The organism is Micromonospora sp. NPDC093277 (genome assembly GCF_044765245.1).
Lineage (GTDB): Bacteria > Actinomycetota > Actinomycetes > Mycobacteriales > Micromonosporaceae > Micromonospora.
Map to the genome: position 1 here is coordinate 89,787 of NZ_JBIWJO010000013.1, position 17,989 is coordinate 107,775.

The following is a 17,989-nucleotide window of genomic DNA, read 5'->3' on the forward strand; positions in this document are numbered from 1 at the left end:
CCCGCAGGGTTACGGCACCGATTCGCCGGGATACGGTGCCGGCCCCCGGGAGTACCGCGCTGAGCCGCAGGGACACCACCCCTCCGGCCGGGAGTACGGCGCCGACCCGGTGGGCCGGCCCGACCCGGGGTGGTACGGCCCAGGTCCGGCCGGCCCGGGTCCCGCGGCCCCGGTGAGCTGGCCGGCGCACGACGCGCCCGGCGGGATGCCGGTGAGCCCACCCGTCCCGCCCGTCGGCGCCGCCCCGCCCCCGCCCCCGCCACCCCCGCGCGGTCGGTTCCGGCTGCTGGCGATGCTGTCCGCCGTGCTGATCGTCGCCCTGGCTGCCGTGGGGCTGGTCGTGGTCCGCCCCGGCCCGGTCGCCGGCTGGTTGGGCGGGGACGGCACGCCGAGCGCCCAGCCGCCCGAGCCCGACCCGCCGGCCGTGCTCGCCGGCGCCGACGCCAACGCGCCGCTGCCGACCCCCGAGGGGGTGCGCGCCGCGCTCGAACCGCTGGTCCGGGCGGCCGCGCTCGGCGAGCGGGTGAACGTGTCGGTGGCCGACGTCGCCACCGGCCAGGAGTTGTACGGCCGCGGGCAGGACGACCCGACCGTCCCCGCGTCGGTGACCAAGCTGGCGACCGGGGTGGCCGTGCTGGCCGCCCGGGGGCCGGCGTATCGGATCCCCACCAGGGCGGTGGTCGGCTCGGCCCCGGGCGAGGTGGTCCTCGTCGGCGCCGGCGACCCGAGCCTCGCCGTGGACAAGAACGGCTTCTACCCGGGCGCGGCCCGCCTCGACGACCTGGCCGCCCAGGTACGCAAGGCGCTGGGCGGCACCGCACCGACGAAGGTCACCGTCGACTCGTCCCTGTTCTCCGGCCCGTTGTACGAACCCGGCTGGGACTCCGACATCCCCACCGGCGGCTACGGCGCGGCGATCACCGCGCTGACGACCGACGCCGGCCGCAAGGACCCGGCGGCCGCCCGGAAGAACTTCGACGACACCCACGGCGCCGCCGAGCGGGTGCCCCAGCCGGACCTGACCGCCGGCCGGCAGTTCGCGAAGCTGCTCGGGCTCTCCGGGGCCGCCGCCGAGGTGAAGACGGGCAGCGCGCCCGCCGCCTCCGGCGCCTCGGCCGGGGCGGCCCCCGCGCCCGGCACCGAACTGGGCAAGGTCGAATCGCTGCCGATGATCCGGCTGGTCGACATCATGATCAGCGACAGTGACAACGTCATCGCCGAGTACCTGGCCCGGCAGGTGGCGCTGACCAAGGGCAAGCCGGCCTCGTTCGCCGGCGGCGCGGCCGCCACCGACCAGACGCTCGGCGAACTGGGACTGCCGGCCGACGAGATCAGCCTCGCCGACGGCAGCGGGCTGTCCCGGACCAATCGGATCAGCCCGTCCCTGCTCACCGACCTGATCACCCTGGCCGGCAACGGCAGCCACCCGGAACTGGCGGCGATCTTCGGCGGCCTGCCGGTCGGCGGCTGGTCCGGCACCCTGGACGGGCGCTACCAGCAGTCGGCGACGAAGGCCGGAGCCGGCGTGGTCCGGGCCAAGACCGGCACGCTGACCGGGGTCAACGCGATCGCCGGGCTGGTCACCACCGCCGACGGCCGGCTGCTCACCTTCGCCGTCCTCACCGACCGGACGACCGGCAGTCTCGACGACACCCGGGAGGCCCTCGACCGGATCAGCTCCGCGCTGGCCGGCTGCGGCTGCCGCTGACCCGTCCCGGCCCGGCGAGCGGCGTCGACCGGCCGCCGCGAGCCGGGGTGGGGGTGTCGCGGCGCGGGTACGGTTGGTTCATGGCGCAGTTCGTGGACTGGGATCTGGCCGCCGCCACCGCGGGGGCGCTGGGCAAGTCGGGCCCCCGGGTGTCGTACGCAGAGGCCACGGACGTGGTCGGCGAGCTGCGACGGCTGACCGAGGAGGCCGCGGGGCACGTCGCCGACTACACCGGCCTGCGTGCCCAGGTCACCCACCCGCCGGTACGCGTGGTGGACCGCCGGGACTGGGCGGCCGCCAACATCGCCGGGCTGCGCGAGGTGATCACCCCGCTGGTGAACCGCGTCTCCGGGGACAAGCAGCCGGGGCCGCTGACCGAGGCGATCGGCTCCCGGCTCACCGGGGTGCAGGCCGGCACGGTGCTGGCGTACCTCTCCGGCCGGGTCCTCGGCCAGTACGAGGTCTTCGCCGGCGACCCGGGCCAGCTGCTGCTGGTCGCGCCGAACATCGTCGAGGTGGAGCGGAAGCTGCAGGCCGACCCCCGGGACTTCCGGCTCTGGGTGTGCCTGCACGAGGTGACCCACCGGACCCAGTTCACCGCCGTGCCGTGGATGCGCGCGTACTTCCTCAGCGAGGTGCAGGCGTTCGTGGACGCCGCACAGGGCGGCGACCACCTGCTGGAGCGGCTGCGGCGCGGGGTCGCCACCCTCTCCGAGGCGGTGAAGGACCCGGACAGCCGGGCCAGCGTGCTGGACCTCGTGCAGACCCCGGCGCAGCGGGCCGTGCTCGACCGGCTCACCGCGCTGATGACCCTGCTGGAGGGGCACGCCGAGTTCGTGATGGACGGCGTCGGCCCGCAGGTGATTCCCAGCGTCGAGTCGATCCGGGCGGCGTTCAACCGCCGCCGGGAGGCCGGCAACCCGTTGGAGAAGGGGATCCGCCGGCTGCTCGGCATCGAGGTCAAGATGCGCCAGTACGCCGAGGGCCGCAAGTTCGTGCACGGTGTGGTGGACCGGGTCGGCATGGCGGGCTTCAACAAGATCTTCGCTTCGCCGCTGACCCTGCCCCGGCTGGACGAGCTGGGCGACCCGGACGCCTGGGTGGCCCGGGTGCACGGCGGCCCGGCCCGCGCCAACCCGGCCACCGACTGAGGCCGCCCAGCGGTCGCGAAACGAGGACTGGCACTGGTGAGCGCGAGGAGTGAGCCGGTTCTGCGAGCCCCGCAGGCGCGAGCGGAGACCCGAACCGCCGGGCCCGCCCCGCCCGTCGCCGCCGTCCGGGTCGCCGTACGGCGGGCCTTGACCGGGCTGCCGGGGACGGGGCCGGTGCTGGTGGCCTGCTCCGGCGGGGCCGACTCGCTGGCGCTGGCCGCCGCGACCGCCTTCGTGGCGCGCCGCCTTGGCCGGCGCGCCGGCCTGGTGACCGTCGACCACGGCCTGCAACCGGGCTCGGCCGAGCGGGCCGAGGTGGTTGCCGGCTGGGCGCGTGAGCAGGGCCTGGCACCAGTCGAGGCGGTGTCCGTACGGGTCGCCGGGCGGCCTGGTGGACCGGAGGCGGCGGCCCGGGAGGCCCGCTACGAGGCGCTGGTCGATGCCGCCCGGCGGCACGACGCCAGCGGGGTGCTGCTCGGTCACACCCGCGACGACCAGGCCGAGACCGTGCTGCTCGCGCTCGCCCGGGGAGCCGGTCCGCGTGGCCTGGCCGGCATGCCGGAGCGCCGCGAGCTGGGCGGGGTGCCGCTGCTGCGCCCGCTGCTCGAGATCGCCCGCGAGGACACCCGCAAGGCGTGCGCCGCGCTCGGCCTGACCCCCTGGGACGACCCCCACAACGCCGACCCGGCGTACGCCCGCTCCCGGGTCCGCGCCGACGCGCTGCCGGCCCTGGTCGCGGCGCTCGGTCCCGGGGTGGTGGACAACCTCGCCCGGACCGCCCGCCAGGTCGCGGCCGACACCGCCGCCCTCGACGCCCTGGCCACCTTCGCGCTCGCCGACGTGCGGGCCGCCGCCGGCGGGCTTGCGGTCGAGGCACTGGTCCCGCTGCCGGCAGCGATACGCACCCGGGTGCTGCACGCCTGGGCCCGGGAGTTGGGCGCGTCGCCGGCGGCCCTGTCGCACCGGCACGTCGCCGCCCTCGACGCCCTGGTCACCGACTGGCACGGGCAGGGCGCCGTGCATCTGCCCGGCGGGCTGCCGGTGGTCCGCCGCGACGGCCGCCTGACCACCTGACCCACTCCAGCCCACCGAGGTGACGGTGATCGGAGGTGCGCGGGCGGGACAACTGGGGGTCGCCGGGAGCCGCCGAAGGCGGTAGACAATGGGGGTGGCGTACCCCCGGCAGCCGCTCTTCGCCCCCAACGGTGCCGTCGCGACCAGCCAGCCGCTCGCGGCGGCCGCGGGCCTGGCCGTGCTGCGGCGCGGCGGCAACGCCGTCGACGCCGCGCTGGCCACCGCGATCACCCTGACCGTGGTGCAGCCGCCGTCGAACGACATCGGCGGCGACCTCTTCGCGATCGTCTGGGACGGCGAGCGGCTGCACGGGTTGAACGCCTCCGGGCGCTCCCCGGCCGCGTTGACCCGGGAGATCGTGCTGGCCGCGACCGACCGGCGGGGCGCGGAGCCGGTCGAGGCGCTGGGCGGGGCGCAGGCGTCGGGGCCGGCGATGCCGGCCCGGGGCTGGCTGCCGGTGACCGTGCCGGGCGCCCCCGCCGGCTGGCGGGACCTGCACGAGCGGTTCGGCTCGCTGCCCTTCGTCGACCTGTTCACCGACGCGATCGGGTACGCCGAGCGGGGCTTGCCGGTCGCCGCCGGCACCGCTGCCACCTGGGCCTACGGGGTCGCCGGGCACGTCGGCCTGAGCGGGGCGGAGTTCGCCGAGTTCGACCGGGTGTTCACCGTGGACGGCCGGGCGCCCGAACCGGGTGCGCGGTGGCGCAACCCGGACGCGGCCGGGACGCTGCGCCGGATCGCCGAGAGCCGGGCGGAGGACTTCTACCGGGGCCGGATCGCCGCCGCGCTGGACGCCCACGCCGCCCGTACCGGCGGCTTCCTGACCGGCGACGACCTGGCCCGGCACGGCTCGACCTGGGTCGACCCGGTCCGCGTCGGGTACCGCGGGCACGAGGTGTGGGAGCTGCCGCCGAACGGGCAGGGGATCGCGGCCCTGCTGGCGCTGCAGATCCTGGACGGGGTGGACCTGGCCGCGCTGTCGCCCGAGGAGCGGCTGCACTGGCAGATCGAGGCGACGAAGCTCGGCTTCGCCGACGCGCACGCGTACGTCGCGGACTCGGAGCGTTCGCCGGTGCCGGCGGAGGCCCTGCTCGATCCGGCGTACGCGGCGGCCCGCCGGGCGCTGGTGACCGACCAAGCGGGCGAGCCGGTGGCCGGTGAACCGGAACGCGGCGGCACGGTCTATCTCTGCACGGCGGACTCCGGCGGCATGATGGTCAGCCTGATCCAGTCCACCTACCTGGCCTTCGGCTCGCACGTGGTGCTGCCCGGCCACGGCTTCGCGTTGCAGAACCGGGGCCTCGGCTTCCGGCTCGACCCCGACCATCCGAACGCGGTGGGGCCGGCGAAGCGGCCGTACCACACGATCATCCCGGGCTTCCTGACCCGGGACGGCGCTCCGGTCGGCCCGTTCGGCGTGATGGGTGGGCACATGCAGCCGCAGGGGCACGTGCAGCTGGTCTCGGCGACCGTCGACGCCGGCCGCGACCCGCAGGCCGCGCTGGACACCCCGCGCTGGTACTGGCACGCCGGCCGGATCGTGCTGGTCGAGCCCGAGCTGGACCCGGGCCTGGTCGCCGGCCTCCGGGGCCGCGGGCACGAGGTGGTGGTCGCCGACCGGCCGGCCGCCTTCGGGTACGGGCAGGCGATCTGGCGGTCGCCCTCCGGCGGGTACGTAGCAGGGTCGGAGTCCCGGATCGATGGGGCGATGCTGGGCTGGTGATCAGGCCTCGGCCCGCTCCCGGAAGGTGGTCCGGTAGGCGTGCGGGGTGGTGCCCACCCGGCGGGTGAAGTGGTGTCGCAGGGCGGCGGCGTCGCCGAAGCCGGCCTGGTCGGCGACACTCTCCACGGTCAGCCGGGTCTCCTCCAGCAGCCGCCGGGCCACCAGCACCCGCTGGTTGGTCAGCCAGTCGTGCGGGGTGGTGCCGGTCTCGGCACGGAACCGCCGGGCGAAGGTACGCGGCGCCATCCCGGCCCGGGCGGCCAGCTCGTCCACGGTCACCGCCCGGTCGAGGTGGCCCATCAGCCACTCCAGCACCGGCTCCAGGGTGGGCGCCTCCGGCGCCTTCGGGATCGGCGCCTCGATGTACTGGGACTGGCCGCCGTCGCGGTGTGGCGGCACGACCATCCGACGGGCCAGCCGGGTGGCGGCCGCCGATCCGTGTTCCTGGCGGACCAGGTGCAGGCAGGCGTCGATCCCGGCGGCGGTGCCGGCGCTGGTCAGCAGCCGCCCGTCCTGCACGTACAGGGAGTTGCACCGGACCCGGGCGGCCGGGAACCGCCGCTGCAGCTCGTCGACGTGCCGCCAGTGGGTGGTGCAGTCCCGCCCGTCGAGCAGCCCCGCCTCGCCCAGCACGAACGCGCCGGAGCAGACGCTGAGCACCCAGGCGCCCCGGTCGGCGGCCCGGCGCAGCGCCGCCAGGACCGGCTCCGGGATGGCCGCTCCCTCGGCGTGTGCCGGCACCGCAACCAGGTCGGCGTCCTCGACCGGGGCCAGGTCGGCTTGCGGGGTGACCAGGAAGCCGGACCGGCTGCGGACCGGCCGGCCATCGTCCGTGCAGACGTGGAAGCGGTAGCCGGGGAAGCCGTCGGCCGTGCGATCGGTGCCGAAGACCTCGGCGAGGACGCCGAGCTCGAACGCGGCGACGTTGTCGAGCGCGACGACGGCCACCGAGCGGAGCATGTGAGGAGGGTAACCCAGCAGGTGGCAGGAAATCGAGGGGTGCTGGCATTCCTGCCACTGTCCGCCTGGGGCGGCGGGCCGCAGACTGGTCTACATCCGGTGCGCACCGGCGGCGAAAACGACATCAACCACGCGAAAGCGAGCGCCGCCATGACTGCTTTGCTGCTACTGCTCTTCCTGCTCCTCCTCGGCGTCGCGAGCGCCGTCGGACTGACCGCGGACACCCGGGACTCGGCCGACTGGCGGTCGACCGACGACGGCCGCCGTTGGTCGTCCCGCATCTGCTGACGTGACTCGCGTCTGCCGCAGCCCGGTGTCCGCACAGGACCACGTCCGGCGGAGCACCCGGCCGGCTCATCGCCGGGTAGACCGGAGGGGACGGTATCGACGAGGGGCCCCACAGTTCGGTGGGGCCCTTTAGCCGCTCGGTGGGGTCCTTCCAAATCCACGTCCCTTGGGCCTCGGTCGGGATGGCGATCCGGTGACGACGTTTCGAGGCCTCACGTAGCCTTCTCGTCGGAGTGGCCGCGTCATTCACAAGACAAATGCCAAACGCGCCGAGTCCCTTATGCCCAGCGGGTCCGGATCGGACCGGATTCTTGACGACGGTATCGGTGAAAGATCCTCGCGCCGCTACTTCTCTGTCTCTTCTCTTCTCTTGGCTTCCATGTGACGATGCCGGGATATCCCGCTCTTCGGACGCTGTCGATGGCACTGGCCCGGCGGTATGAAGCGGCGGGTCGCTTGCTCTCTTCCCCCGAGAGGAATCACAAATGAAGACAAGCAGGTGGCTGCGGGGTGCTTTCGCAGCCGCGCTATTGCCGCCCCTGGCGGTCGTCGCCTGGGCCAGCCCCAGCGCGGCGGCGCCCGCCGAGCTCACCGCCGGCGACCCGATCCCTGCCGACTCTCGCTATACCGCGTTGAAGTCGCCGACGAGCCGGCTGGCCGAGACCGACAAGTCGCTGCTCGGCCGGACCGACAGCACCCCCGTGCCGGTCGTCGTCAAACTGGCCTACGACTCGGTCGCCACCTACAGCGGTGACGTGGACGGCTACGCCGCCACCAGCCCGGCCGTGACCGGCCGCAAGCTGACCGGTTCGGCGGCCGAGCGTAGCTACGAGGGCTACCTGGCCAAGCGGGAACAGAAGTTCTCGGCCGACCTGGCCCGCAAGGTGCCGGGGGCGAAGGTGAACCGCCAGCTGCGTACCGTCTACGGTGGCGTGTCCGCCGTGGTGCCGGCGAACCAGATCGGCGATCTGTTGAAGATCGACGGCGTGGTGGCGGTGCAGAAGGACGAGATGCGCAAGCCGCTGACCGACTCCAGCCCGGGCTTCATCGGCGCGGACAGCCTCGACAACAGTCTCGGCGGCGCCAGCAACGCCGGCCAGGGCGTGATCTTCGGGGTGCTGGACACCGGTGTCTGGCCGGAGCACCCGTCCTTCGCGGACCAGGGCAACCTGCCGGCACCGCCCGGCCCGGCCCGGGTCTGCAACTTCGGGGACAACCCGCTGACCCCCGAGGTCGACGTGTTCAAGTGCAACAACAAGCTGATCGCCGGCCAGCCCTTCATGGACACCTACAACGCGGTTGCCGGCGGTGAGATGTACCCGAACTCCGCCCGTGACAGCGGCGGGCACGGCACCCACACCGGCAGCACCGCGGCCGGCAACGCGATTAGCTCGGCCAAGGTGTTCGGCGTGGAACGGGGTCCGGCGCGCGGCGTCGCCCCCGGGGCCTGGGTCGCCGCCTACAAGGTCTGCGGCGCCGAGGGCTGCTTCGGCTCCGACTCCGCCGCCGCGGTCGCCCAGGCGGTGCTCGACGGCGTGAACGTCATCAACTTCTCCATCTCCGGCGGCACCAACCCGTTCGCCGACCCGGTGGAGCTGGCGTTCCTCGACGCGTACGCCGCGGGGGTCTTCGTGGCGGCCTCGGCCGGCAACGAGGGGCCGGGTACGGCGACGGTCAACCACGTCGCCCCCTGGGTGACGACGGTCGCTGCCTCGACCCAGACCCGCGAGTTCAACTCGACGCTGACCCTCAAGGCCGGCGCCGACACGCTGGTGCTCAAGGGCGCTTCGATCATGGGTGGGGTCAGCAGCGAGACGCCGGTGGTGATGGCGTCGGCGGCCCCGTACAACGACGCGCTCTGCCAGAAGCCGGCCACTGCCGGCACCTTCACCGGCAAGATCGTCGCCTGCCAGCGGGGCGCGAACGGCCGGGTGGAGAAGGGCTACAACGCCATGCAGGGCGGCGCGGCCGGAATGATCCTCTACAACCCGACGCTGGCCGACGTCGAGACCGACAACCACTGGCTGCCCACGGTGCACCTCGCCGACGGCACCCAGTTCGTTGCCTGGATGGGCAGTCACACCGGGGTGACCGCGACCTTCACCCCTGGTGTGAAGGAGAACGGCCAGGGTGACGTGATGGCTTCCTTCTCCTCGCGTGGCCCGGGTGGGTTCGGCATCAAGCCGGACATCACCGCACCCGGTGTGCAGATCCTCGCCGGGCAGACCCCGACGCCGGAGGACATCACCGGCGGTCCGGCCGGCGAGTACTTCCAGGCGGTCGCCGGGACCTCGATGTCCGGGCCGCACATCGCTGGTTCGGGCATCCTGATGAAGGCGCTGCACCCGGACTGGACCCCGGGTCAGATCAAGTCCGCGCTCATGACCACGGCGAAGACCGGCGTGCTCAAGGAGGACATGACCACCCCGGCGGACCCGTTCGACACCGGCAGCGGCCGGGTGGATCTCACCAGGTCGGGCACCCCGGGGTTGACCTTCGACGAGACCGCGGCGCGGATGGTGGCGCTGGGCAACGACAAGGTCAACGCCGTCCACCTCAACCTGCCGTCGGTGAACGCCCCGGTCATGCCGGGCAAGCTCACCACGGTCCGGACCGCCAAGAACGTGACCGACAAGCCCCAGACCTACAAGGTCAGCACGACGTCGCCGGCGGACAGCACGATCACCGTCACGCCGAGCGTCTTCACGGTCCAGCCGGGCAGGTCCGCCGATCTGCGGATCACCATCTCGTCGACCGCGCCGAGCAAGCAGCTCTTCGGCGAGGTCAAGCTGGCACCGGTGAGCAAGAGCCTGCCCGCGTTGCACCTGCCGGTGGCCTTCGTCCCGAAGCAGGGTGACGTGACGCTGGCCAGTACCTGCACCCCGGACAAGATCGCGATGCACGAGACCGCGACCTGCACCGTTACCGCGACCAATGAGTCGTTCGGTGACGCGGTGGTGGACCTCACCTCCAGCACGAACAACAACCTGAAGGTGACCAGCGCCAACGGGGCGACGAGGCTCGGCGACCGGTCGGTGGAGAAGAAGGGCGCGACCCTGACCGGCGCGGTGCCCGGCGCACCGTCGCTGAGCCCGGGGCTGAACCCCGCCGGAGGGTACCTCCCGCTCTCCAGCTTCTTCGCACCGTACGCCATCGGCGACGAGGAGATCATCAACTTCAACGTGCCCGCCTTCGTCTACGGCGGGCAGACCTACAGCCGGCTCGGGATCGTCTCCAACGGCTACCTCGTGGTCGGTGGCGGCACGTCCGAGGACGTCGAGTACGACCCGCCGGCGATCCCGAACCCGGCCCGGCCCAACAACGTCCTCGCGCCGTTCTGGACCGACCTGACCGGTGCCGGGGCGCAGGGCGTCCGGATCGGCTCGCTCACCGACGGCGTCCACAGCTGGCTGGTCGTCGAGTGGCAGGTGAACGTCTGGGGCACCACCTCCAACCGGCACTTCCAGGTCTGGATCGGCATCAACGGCACGGAGGACATCAGCTTCGCGTACGACCCGAGGGCGCTGCCGGCACTCCCGGCGAACCAGGCGACGGTGGTCGGCGCGGAGAACTCCAGCGGTACCGGTGGCGACATGCTGCCGACCGGCACCCGGCCCAGCCAGGACCTGGTGATCACCAGCAGCGACCCCGTCCCCGGCGGATCGGTGTCGTACACCGTGAGCGTGGCGGGGCAGACGCACGGCAACGGTGTGGTCACCAGCACCCTGACCTCGCCGTCCGCTCCCGGTACGACGGTGGTGACCTCCGCAGTCGAGGTGAAACACCCCGGTAACGGTAAGTAGTTCCACGCGGTACCTGTGATGTGCCCCGCCACCGGAACCTCCGGTGGCGGGGCACCCGCGTTGACGCCGGTCGGCGGGAGGCTGGCAGGGTGGCCCCGGCGCAGCGGACCCGAGCCGCGTACGGCAGGCTAGGAGCATGGCTGAGGGCTCCTGGTACGACGCCGACATCGACCACGTGATCATTTCCGAGGCACAGATCCGCGAGAAGACCGCGGAACTGGCCAAGCAGATTTCGGCGGACTACGCGCACGTCGAGGACGGGCTGCTGCTCGTCTGCGTGCTCAAGGGCGCGGTCATGTTCATGGCCGACTTCGCCCGCGCGCTGGGCCGCCAGGGCCCGCCCGCCGAGCTGGAGTTCATGGCCGTCTCCTCGTACGGCCAGGGCACCACCTCCTCCGGGGTGGTCCGGATCCTGAAGGACCTGGACCGGGACATCGCCGGCCGGCACGTGGTGGTCGTCGAGGACATCGTCGACTCCGGGTTGACCCTCTCCTGGCTGCTGCGCTACCTGGAGTCCCGCTCCGCCGCCAGCGTCGAGGTGGTCGCCCTGTTCCGCAAGCCGGACGCGGTCAAGGTGTCCGTCCCGGTCAAGTACGTCGGCTTCGACATCCCGACCGAGTTCGTTGTCGGCTACGGCCTCGACTTCGGCGAGCGGTACCGGGAGCTGCCCTACGTCGGCGTGCTCAAGCCCGAGGTGTACGCCCGGGCCTGAGCCGGCCTCTCCGGGCCCGTCAAGCGGACGTACAGCGGGCTCTCAGCCTTTCGGTCTACGGTAGAGGCCGGTGACGTGGAGGCATTCTTCGCGCCCGGCCCCTCGAACCGTGTGACCGGGCGTTCGGGTGGTCGGGTGAGGAGCTCCCCGCCACGCCGGCTCAAACCCGAGTTCGCCGTACGCGTAAGTGCCGGGCTCGCAAGCTCACATCTGGCTCGAACGGTGTACCGTCGAATGACCGCGGCGCGGCACTTGGCGCGTCTCGGGGTCGGGGCCGGCCCGCACGGCGGCTGCGGCGCCGCCCGAGGCGGCGACACCAATAAGACGGTCAGGACGTCGATCAGGAGGATGCGGGCGTCTCGATGCCCGACGACAGTATGGAACGTACGCGTTTCTTCCGCCGACCGGTGGTCTGGATCATCCTGGTCATCCTCGGCGCCGTTGTGCTCAGTCAACTCTTCACAGCTGGTCCCAGCTTCCACCGGGTGGATACGTCGGTGGCGCTCGACCAGCTCCACACTGCCAAGATCAATAAGGTCGTCTTCCAGGACAAGGAACAGACGATCCAGCTCGAACTGGCGCAGAAGGCCAAGTTCGACAACACCACGACCGACCGGATCGAGGCCCAGTTCCCGTACGCGGCGGGCAACGACGTCTGGAAACAGGTGCTCGACGCCAAGGCCGCCGACCGGATCACCGGCAAGGCCGACACCAAGGTCTCCTCGGACAGCATCTGGGTCAGCCTGCTGGTCAACCTGCTCCCCATCGTGCTGCTCGTGCTCCTGCTGCTGTTCTTCATGTCGCAGATGCAGGGCGGCGGCTCCCGGGTGCTCAACTTCGGCAAGTCCAAGGCGAAGATGATCACCAAGGACACGCCGAAGACCACCTTCGCGGACGTGGCCGGGGCGGAGGAGGCCGTCGAGGAACTGCACGAGATCAAGGACTTCCTGCAGAACCCGGCGAAGTACCAGGCCCTGGGCGCCAAGATCCCGAAGGGCGTGCTGCTCTTCGGCCCGCCCGGCACCGGTAAGACCCTGCTCGCACGGGCGGTCGCCGGTGAGGCCGGGGTGCCGTTCTACTCCATCTCCGGCTCGGACTTCGTGGAGATGTTCGTCGGTGTCGGCGCCAGCCGGGTCCGCGACCTCTTCGAGCAGGCCAAGTCGAACGCACCGGCGATCGTCTTCGTCGACGAGATCGACGCGGTCGGCCGACACCGCGGCGCCGGCATGGGCGGCGGCCACGACGAGCGGGAGCAGACCCTCAACCAGCTCCTCGTCGAGATGGACGGCTTCGACACCAAGGGCGGCGTCATCCTGATCGCCGCCACCAACCGGCCGGACATCCTCGACCCGGCGCTGCTGCGCCCGGGCCGCTTCGACCGGCAGATCCCGGTCGACGCCCCCGACATGGAGGGCCGCAAGGCGATCCTGCGGGTGCACGCCAAGGGCAAGCCGTTCACGCCCGACGTCGACCTCGACTCGGTCGCCCGGCGTACCCCCGGCTTCAGCGGTGCCGACCTGGCAAACGTGATCAACGAGTCCGCACTGCTCACCGCCCGCAAGGACCAGCGGGCGATCACCAACGACTCCCTGGAGGAGTCGATCGACCGGGTGATCGCCGGTCCGCAGCGCCGGACCCGGGTGATGAGCGACCAGGAGAAGAAGATCACCGCGTACCACGAGGGCGGGCACGCGTTGGTCGCCTGGGCGCTGCCGCACGCCGCGCCGGTGCACAAGGTGACGATCCTGTCCCGGGGTCGGTCGCTGGGCCACACCCTGGTCCTGCCGACCGAGGACAAGTACACCCAGACCCGGGCCGAAATGGTCGACACCCTGGCGTACGCGCTGGGTGGCCGGGCCGCCGAGGAACTGGTCTTCCACGAGCCCACCACCGGTGCCGGCAACGACATCGAGAAGGCCACCCAGCTGGCTCGCGCGATGATCACCCAGTACGGCATGAGCTCCAAGCTCGGTGCGATCAAGTACGGCACCAGCGGCGACGAGCCGTTCCTCGGCCGCAGCATGGGCCACGAGCGGGACTACTCGGACACGGTGGCCGCCGAGATCGACGGCGAGATGCGGGCGCTGATCGAGCTGGCCCACGACGAGGCCTGGGAGATCCTGGTGGAGTACCGGGACGTCTTGGACAACATCGTGCTCGAGCTGATGGAGAAGGAGACCCTCTCCACCGCCGACATGGCCCGGATCTGCGCCCGGGTGGCGAAGCGCCCACCGATGGCCCCCTATCACGGCTTCGGCAAGCGTCAGCCCTCCACCGAGCCGCCGGTGCTCACCCCGGCCGAGAAGGAAGCCCTGAAGGCGCAGGCCCAGGCCGACGGTGCCTCGGTCGGCGGCTCGTCGAACAACTCGGACGGTACGCACTGAATACGGACGCAGCGGCCAGCCCCGACAAGGGGCTGGCCGCCTCGTCGACCGAACCGGACGGTGACGAGGCGCTCGACTACGTCGCCGCACGCCTGATCAGCGGCAAGCTCACCGGCCGGCCGGTCGAGGAGACCATGGACCTGGGCCGGATCGAGAAGGCCGTCCGGGAGATCCTCATCGCCGTTGGCGAGGACCCGGACCGTGACGGCCTCCAGCAGACGCCCGCCCGCGTCGCCCGCGCGTACGCCGAGCTCTTCGCCGGCCTGCGGGTCGACCCGGCGCAGGTACTCAGCACCACCTTCGAGGCCAACCACGAGGAGTTGGTGCTCGTCCGGGACATCGACGTGATGAGCCTGTGCGAGCACCACCTGCTCCCGTTCCGGGGCAGCGCGCACATCGGATACATCCCGGGGCCGGACGGCCGGATCACCGGGCTGTCGAAGCTGGCCCGGCTGGTCGAGGTCTTCGCCCGCCGCCCCCAGGTGCAGGAGCGGCTCACCTCGCAGATCGCCGACCTGCTGATGAGCAAGCTGGTCCCGCGCGGTGTCGTGGTGGTGCTCGAGTGCGAGCACATGTGCATGGCGATGCGCGGCATCCAGAAGGCCGGCGCCAAGACGATCACCTCGGCGGTGCGCGGCACCCTGCAGCACGACGCCAAGTCCCGCGCCGAAGCGATGGCCCTCATCATTCCCCGGTAACGCCGCCGGCCGCCGCCTGGCGGTCCAGCCGGCCGCGCGGGGATCCCCGCGCCACGCCCGGCGGGCGGCGGTCAGCCGGCCAGCATCCCCAGGACGATCCCGGCGGTGGTCAGCACCGCCGGGACCAGGCACACCAGCGCACCGAACCGGGGTGTCCGGTCCACCCGGTCCTGCGGGCGGGGCCGGAACAGCCGCCCCACCGCGAGCCAGCCCAGCATGAACGCGACCGCCGGCATCGGCAGCCCCACCACCAGCGCCACGATGGTCGCCGGGCCCGTGCCGGTGGCGAGGAAGAGCACCACCTGGACCAGCGGGACCACCAGCGCCAGCGGCCCGTACACCAGCAGGTTGCGGGGGCGCGACGGCCAACGTGCCAGCCGGGGCAGACCGCGCGCGGCGAGCGTGTCGTCGGCGGCCTCCGCCCAGCCGCTGGCGGTTTGCAGGGAGGCCAGCACCGCCGACGGGCCGGCCGCCATCGACCGGGCCGCCTCGGTGATCTCCGGGGGCGTTGGCGCCAGCGAGATCGCTGACACACCCCGGTCCCGCAGCTGCGACTGCTGGGCGGCCAGCCGGTCCCGTACCGCGGTCAACTCCTCCCGGGCCGCCGCCACCGACCGGGCCTGCTCGCCGGCGGCGGTCGCCGCGGCCCGGCGTACCCCGTCGAGCTGCCGGGCGGCGGCGATGTAGTCAGCCCAGCCCGCCGCGACCGGGTCGGCGTCGACCGCCGGGCCGCCGGACGCGGCCGCGCCCGTCTCGCTCCGCTCGCTCACGCCGCCGCCTCGCTACCGAGCTGGATGGTCTGCTCGCTCACGGCGACCCCTCCCCGAACGGCACCAGGACCGTCCCGTGCTCACCGGGGCCGTCCCAGAGCATCGCCCGTCCCGGCCGAGGCCGCCACAGCACCGGCCGGTCGAAGAGCTGCTCGAGCCGGCCGCCCGGCACGTCCGTCACCACCACGGCGGTCAGCTTGTCCACCTCGCCCACCGGGCCAAGCAGCCCCGCCAGCGGCGCCACCGAGCGCCACCAGCCGAGCAGGTGCCGCCCGGCCGGCGGTCCCTCCAACAGCAGCTCCCGCAGCCGCTCGGCCGGCAGTTCGGTCGCGTCCGGCACGTCCAGCCCGAACACCACCAGGTAGCCCGGCTCGCCGGCCTCCAGCGCGACCCGCAGCCCGGTCACGTCGACGGTCGAGACCTCGTGCCGCTCAGCCAGCTCCGCGGCGAGGGCCGCGGCCGGCTCGGCCGAACCGTTCGCCAACGGCGCCAGCACGAACCGCGCCGAGCCGTGGTGGGCGGCCACGCTCCGGACTGCCGTGACCAGCAGCCGCCCGGCCTCCTCGTCCCGGCCCAGCACCGCCAGGTTCCGGCCGGCGGCCGGCCCCAGCGGTACGGAGGCCGTCGACCGGCGTACGTCCACCGCCCGGCCGAGCAACGCGGCCGGGGCGTGCGCCCGACCGGCCAGGGCGGCCCGGAACCGGGGGTCGTTGGCGAGCAGCGGGCGCGCGTACCCGGCGAAGACCACCGGCGGGGTGGTGTCCTCCGGGCGAGCCGACCAGAGCCGGTGCCGCAGCTCGGCGAGAAGATCCTGATCCTCGTGCGGGTCCGGGAACCGGATCATCCGCTCGTGACCCCGGGTCGCGCCGCGCGGGCCGCCCAGCCCGCCGGCGGTGTTCACCACCGCGCTGCCCACGGGCAGGCCGGCCGCCGCGTCGTTCGTCGGCTCCAGCACCGCCGCACCGCCGGGCAGCGCCACCCGGACCGGGAACTGGCCGAGCAGCGGGTCGCGCGGACCGCCGATGCCGAGGTCACCCTCGCCGGCCAGGACCAGATGGATCCCATACGCGCGGGCGGCGCGGGCCAGCGCCTCCAGCCGGGCCAGGAAGTCCGTGGCCAACCGGTCCCGGTCCCGCAGCAGCAGCGGGAAACCGTCGATCACGCAGACGATCCGGGGCAGCGACTGGTGCTGACGCAGCTCCGCGTAGCGCTGCCCGCCGGCCCGCCGACCCGCGTCCTCCCGGCGGCGCAGCTCCGCCTCCAGCTCGCCGAGCAGGTCCGCCACGTACTCCCGGTCGGCGGCCATCCCGGCGGCCCGCACCTGCGGCACCCAGGACCGGTCCCGCTCGGTCTGCAGGAACTCCACGAAGGATTCGCCCTCGTCGAGGTCCGCCAGATACAGCGCCAGCTCGTCGGGGCCGTACCGGGCGGCCAGGCCGAACAGGACATTGGTGAGGAAGGCCGACCGCCCCGCCTGCGAGCGGCCGCTGATCAGCCAGTGCGGGGTCAACTCGGTGAAACCGAGGCTGACCGGCCGGCCGGCGGCGTCACCGACCACGGTGGCGAGCCCTCCGGCGGAGTCCGACACCCACAGGTCGCCGGCGGGCAACAGGTCGGTCAGGGCGAGCCGGGAGCCGTCCTCGATCTGCCGGGCCAGCCGGCGGCAGACCTCGGTGACCAGCTCCTGCGGCGGGTCCTCCTCGACGAAGACCGGCGAGTTCAGGCCACCGGGCGACTCCGCCCCGGGGCTGCTCAACCCGGTGCCCGGCGGGTCACCCACCAGCGCGTACGCCGTGCGTATCGCCAGCGAGGTGGCCTGGGGCAGCGGTGCGCCGGCCGGCCAGCCGGCCACCACCAGGTGCAGGCCCGCGCGGTGGCCCTGGGCTGCCAGCTCCCCGATCCGGGCGAGGTCGGACGGGGCGGCACCGTCGGGCAGGCCGGCCACCACCAGCAGCAGCATCCGGTCGTGCCCGCGCTGTCGGGCCGTGCCGGCGGCCACCCACTGCTCGGCCTCGGTCAGGACCGCCCGGAGCCCCGCCACGTCGGTGGCGGGCGGTGGCAGCAGTCCCGCGTCGGCCAGCGCCGCGAACCCGGCGAACATGCCCCCGGCTACCGGCTCTGCCTCGGCGGCCCCGTCCACCGCGCGAGCCAGCAGGGCACCGGCCGGAGCGGCGGCGAACAGCCGGAGCAGGAGGGCCCGCAGCAGTCCGGCAACCCGCGGGTCACGGGCGTCGATGTCGACGCTCAGGTGCCCGCTGCCGAGCAGCGGCACCAGCGCGGGGAACCGGGCGTCGTCCAACGGGGCCGCGGTGCCGACCCGGACCACCGGCGGTGGGCCGTCCCCGGGTGGGGTGGTCGGGGCCAGCGTCTCCAGCGGGGCACCGGCCCAGCCCGGCGCGGCGAGCGCCGCCGCCGTCCGGAGCCGCTCCGCCAGCTCGTACTGCCGGTGGTGGTCGGCCGGGGCGGGCCGGATCTCGTCGAGGATGCCGGCCGCGGCGGTCGCCGTCGCCTCGGCCCTGCGGTGCAGCGCAGCGGCCCGGCCGGCTCGCGCCTTCGGACCCGCCATCGCGTCCACCTCACTTCCCGAGGCCGACATCTCCTCCCCGAGTTGTGACGGTATCCCAGTCGAGGTCCGTCCTCCGGGATGTCGGTCGGCGCTGCGTCGGTCGTTGCGGCGGCGGTGAGCGGGCTCACGGTGGGCCTGCCCCGCCGGTTGTC

At 73.3% G+C, this 17,989-nt stretch carries 12 protein-coding genes; 9 read left to right on the forward strand and 3 right to left on the reverse strand.

The annotated features are described in order from the left end of the window. Positions 1-205: 205 nt before the first annotated feature. The 4 genes from dacB (at position 206) to ACIRG9_RS25670 (ending at position 5,656) form a co-directional block, all read left to right on the forward strand. Positions 206-1,708, forward strand: coding sequence for a D-alanyl-D-alanine carboxypeptidase/D-alanyl-D-alanine-endopeptidase (gene dacB / locus ACIRG9_RS25655; protein WP_402861112.1), 1,503 nt, complete (start codon positions 206-208; stop codon positions 1,706-1,708). A gap of 80 nt (positions 1,709-1,788) precedes the next feature. Beyond that, positions 1,789-2,859, forward strand: a complete 1,071-nt coding sequence (locus ACIRG9_RS25660; RefSeq protein WP_402860848.1) for a zinc-dependent metalloprotease — start codon at positions 1,789-1,791, stop codon at positions 2,857-2,859. A gap of 60 nt (positions 2,860-2,919) precedes the next feature. Then, complete coding sequence (gene tilS, locus ACIRG9_RS25665; RefSeq protein WP_402861115.1) at positions 2,920-3,933, forward strand: tRNA lysidine(34) synthetase TilS; 1,014 nt, start codon at positions 2,920-2,922, stop codon at positions 3,931-3,933. 94 nt (positions 3,934-4,027) lie between these two features. Continuing rightward, on the forward strand, positions 4,028-5,656 hold the full coding sequence (locus ACIRG9_RS25670) for a gamma-glutamyltransferase family protein (RefSeq protein WP_402860851.1): 1,629 nt from the start codon (positions 4,028-4,030) through the stop codon (positions 5,654-5,656). On the opposite strand, the gene ACIRG9_RS25675 is transcribed toward ACIRG9_RS25670, so the two are convergent. Next, positions 5,657-6,616, reverse strand: a complete 960-nt coding sequence (locus ACIRG9_RS25675) for a GlxA family transcriptional regulator (protein WP_402860854.1) — start codon at positions 6,614-6,616, stop codon at positions 5,657-5,659. A 39-nt stretch (positions 6,617-6,655) separates the two neighbouring features. On the opposite strand from ACIRG9_RS25675, the gene ACIRG9_RS25680 reads away from it, so the two are divergent. The 5 genes from ACIRG9_RS25680 to folE all read left to right on the forward strand — a co-directional run bounded on the left by ACIRG9_RS25680 (position 6,656) and on the right by folE (position 14,501). After that, positions 6,656-6,904 (forward strand): hypothetical protein, encoded by a 249-nt coding sequence (locus tag ACIRG9_RS25680; RefSeq protein ID WP_402861136.1) that lies wholly within the window; start codon positions 6,656-6,658, stop codon positions 6,902-6,904. Positions 6,905-7,389: 485 nt separating this feature from the next. Continuing rightward, positions 7,390-10,707 (forward strand): S8 family serine peptidase, encoded by a 3,318-nt coding sequence (locus tag ACIRG9_RS25685; protein WP_402860857.1) that lies wholly within the window; start codon positions 7,390-7,392, stop codon positions 10,705-10,707. 136 nt (positions 10,708-10,843) lie between these two features. Beyond that, positions 10,844-11,419 carry a hypoxanthine phosphoribosyltransferase gene (gene hpt, locus ACIRG9_RS25690; protein WP_402860860.1) on the forward strand — a complete coding sequence of 192 codons (576 nt, stop codon included), beginning with the start codon at positions 10,844-10,846 and terminating at the stop codon, positions 11,417-11,419. Positions 11,420-11,796: 377 nt separating this feature from the next. Next, positions 11,797-13,803: an ATP-dependent zinc metalloprotease FtsH gene (gene ftsH / locus ACIRG9_RS25695; RefSeq protein ID WP_402861118.1), complete on the forward strand. Its 2,007-nt coding sequence runs from the start codon at positions 11,797-11,799 to the stop codon at positions 13,801-13,803. 32 nt (positions 13,804-13,835) lie between these two features. Beyond that, positions 13,836-14,501: a GTP cyclohydrolase I FolE gene (folE, locus tag ACIRG9_RS25700; RefSeq protein WP_402861121.1), complete on the forward strand. Its 666-nt coding sequence runs from the start codon at positions 13,836-13,838 to the stop codon at positions 14,499-14,501. 71 nt (positions 14,502-14,572) lie between these two features. On the opposite strand, the gene ACIRG9_RS25705 is transcribed toward folE, so the two are convergent. Both ACIRG9_RS25705 and ACIRG9_RS25710 read right to left on the reverse strand, forming a co-directional pair. Beyond that, on the reverse strand, positions 14,573-15,271 hold the full coding sequence (locus tag ACIRG9_RS25705) for a hypothetical protein (RefSeq protein ID WP_402860863.1): 699 nt from the start codon (positions 15,269-15,271) through the stop codon (positions 14,573-14,575). 37 nt (positions 15,272-15,308) lie between these two features. Beyond that, on the reverse strand, positions 15,309-17,867 hold the full coding sequence (locus tag ACIRG9_RS25710; protein ID WP_402860866.1) for an FtsK/SpoIIIE domain-containing protein: 2,559 nt from the start codon (positions 17,865-17,867) through the stop codon (positions 15,309-15,311). Positions 17,868-17,989: the final 122 nt, after the last annotated feature.

Coding starts and splice junctions, on each gene's coding strand:
- dacB (WP_402861112.1), top strand. CDS start 206: ATGCCGGTGAGCCCACCCGTCCCGCCCGTCGGCGCCGCCCCGCCCCCG.
- ACIRG9_RS25660 (WP_402860848.1), top strand. CDS start 1,789: ATGGCGCAGTTCGTGGACTGGGATCTGGCCGCCGCCACCGCGGGGGCG.
- ACIRG9_RS25675 (WP_402860854.1), bottom strand. CDS start 6,616: ATGCTCCGCTCGGTGGCCGTCGTCGCGCTCGACAACGTCGCCGCGTTC.
- ACIRG9_RS25685 (WP_402860857.1), top strand. CDS start 7,390: ATGAAGACAAGCAGGTGGCTGCGGGGTGCTTTCGCAGCCGCGCTATTG.
- hpt (WP_402860860.1), top strand. CDS start 10,844: ATGGCTGAGGGCTCCTGGTACGACGCCGACATCGACCACGTGATCATT.
- ftsH (WP_402861118.1), top strand. CDS start 11,797: ATGGAACGTACGCGTTTCTTCCGCCGACCGGTGGTCTGGATCATCCTG.
- ACIRG9_RS25710 (WP_402860866.1), bottom strand. CDS start 17,867: ATGTCGGCCTCGGGAAGTGAGGTGGACGCGATGGCGGGTCCGAAGGCG.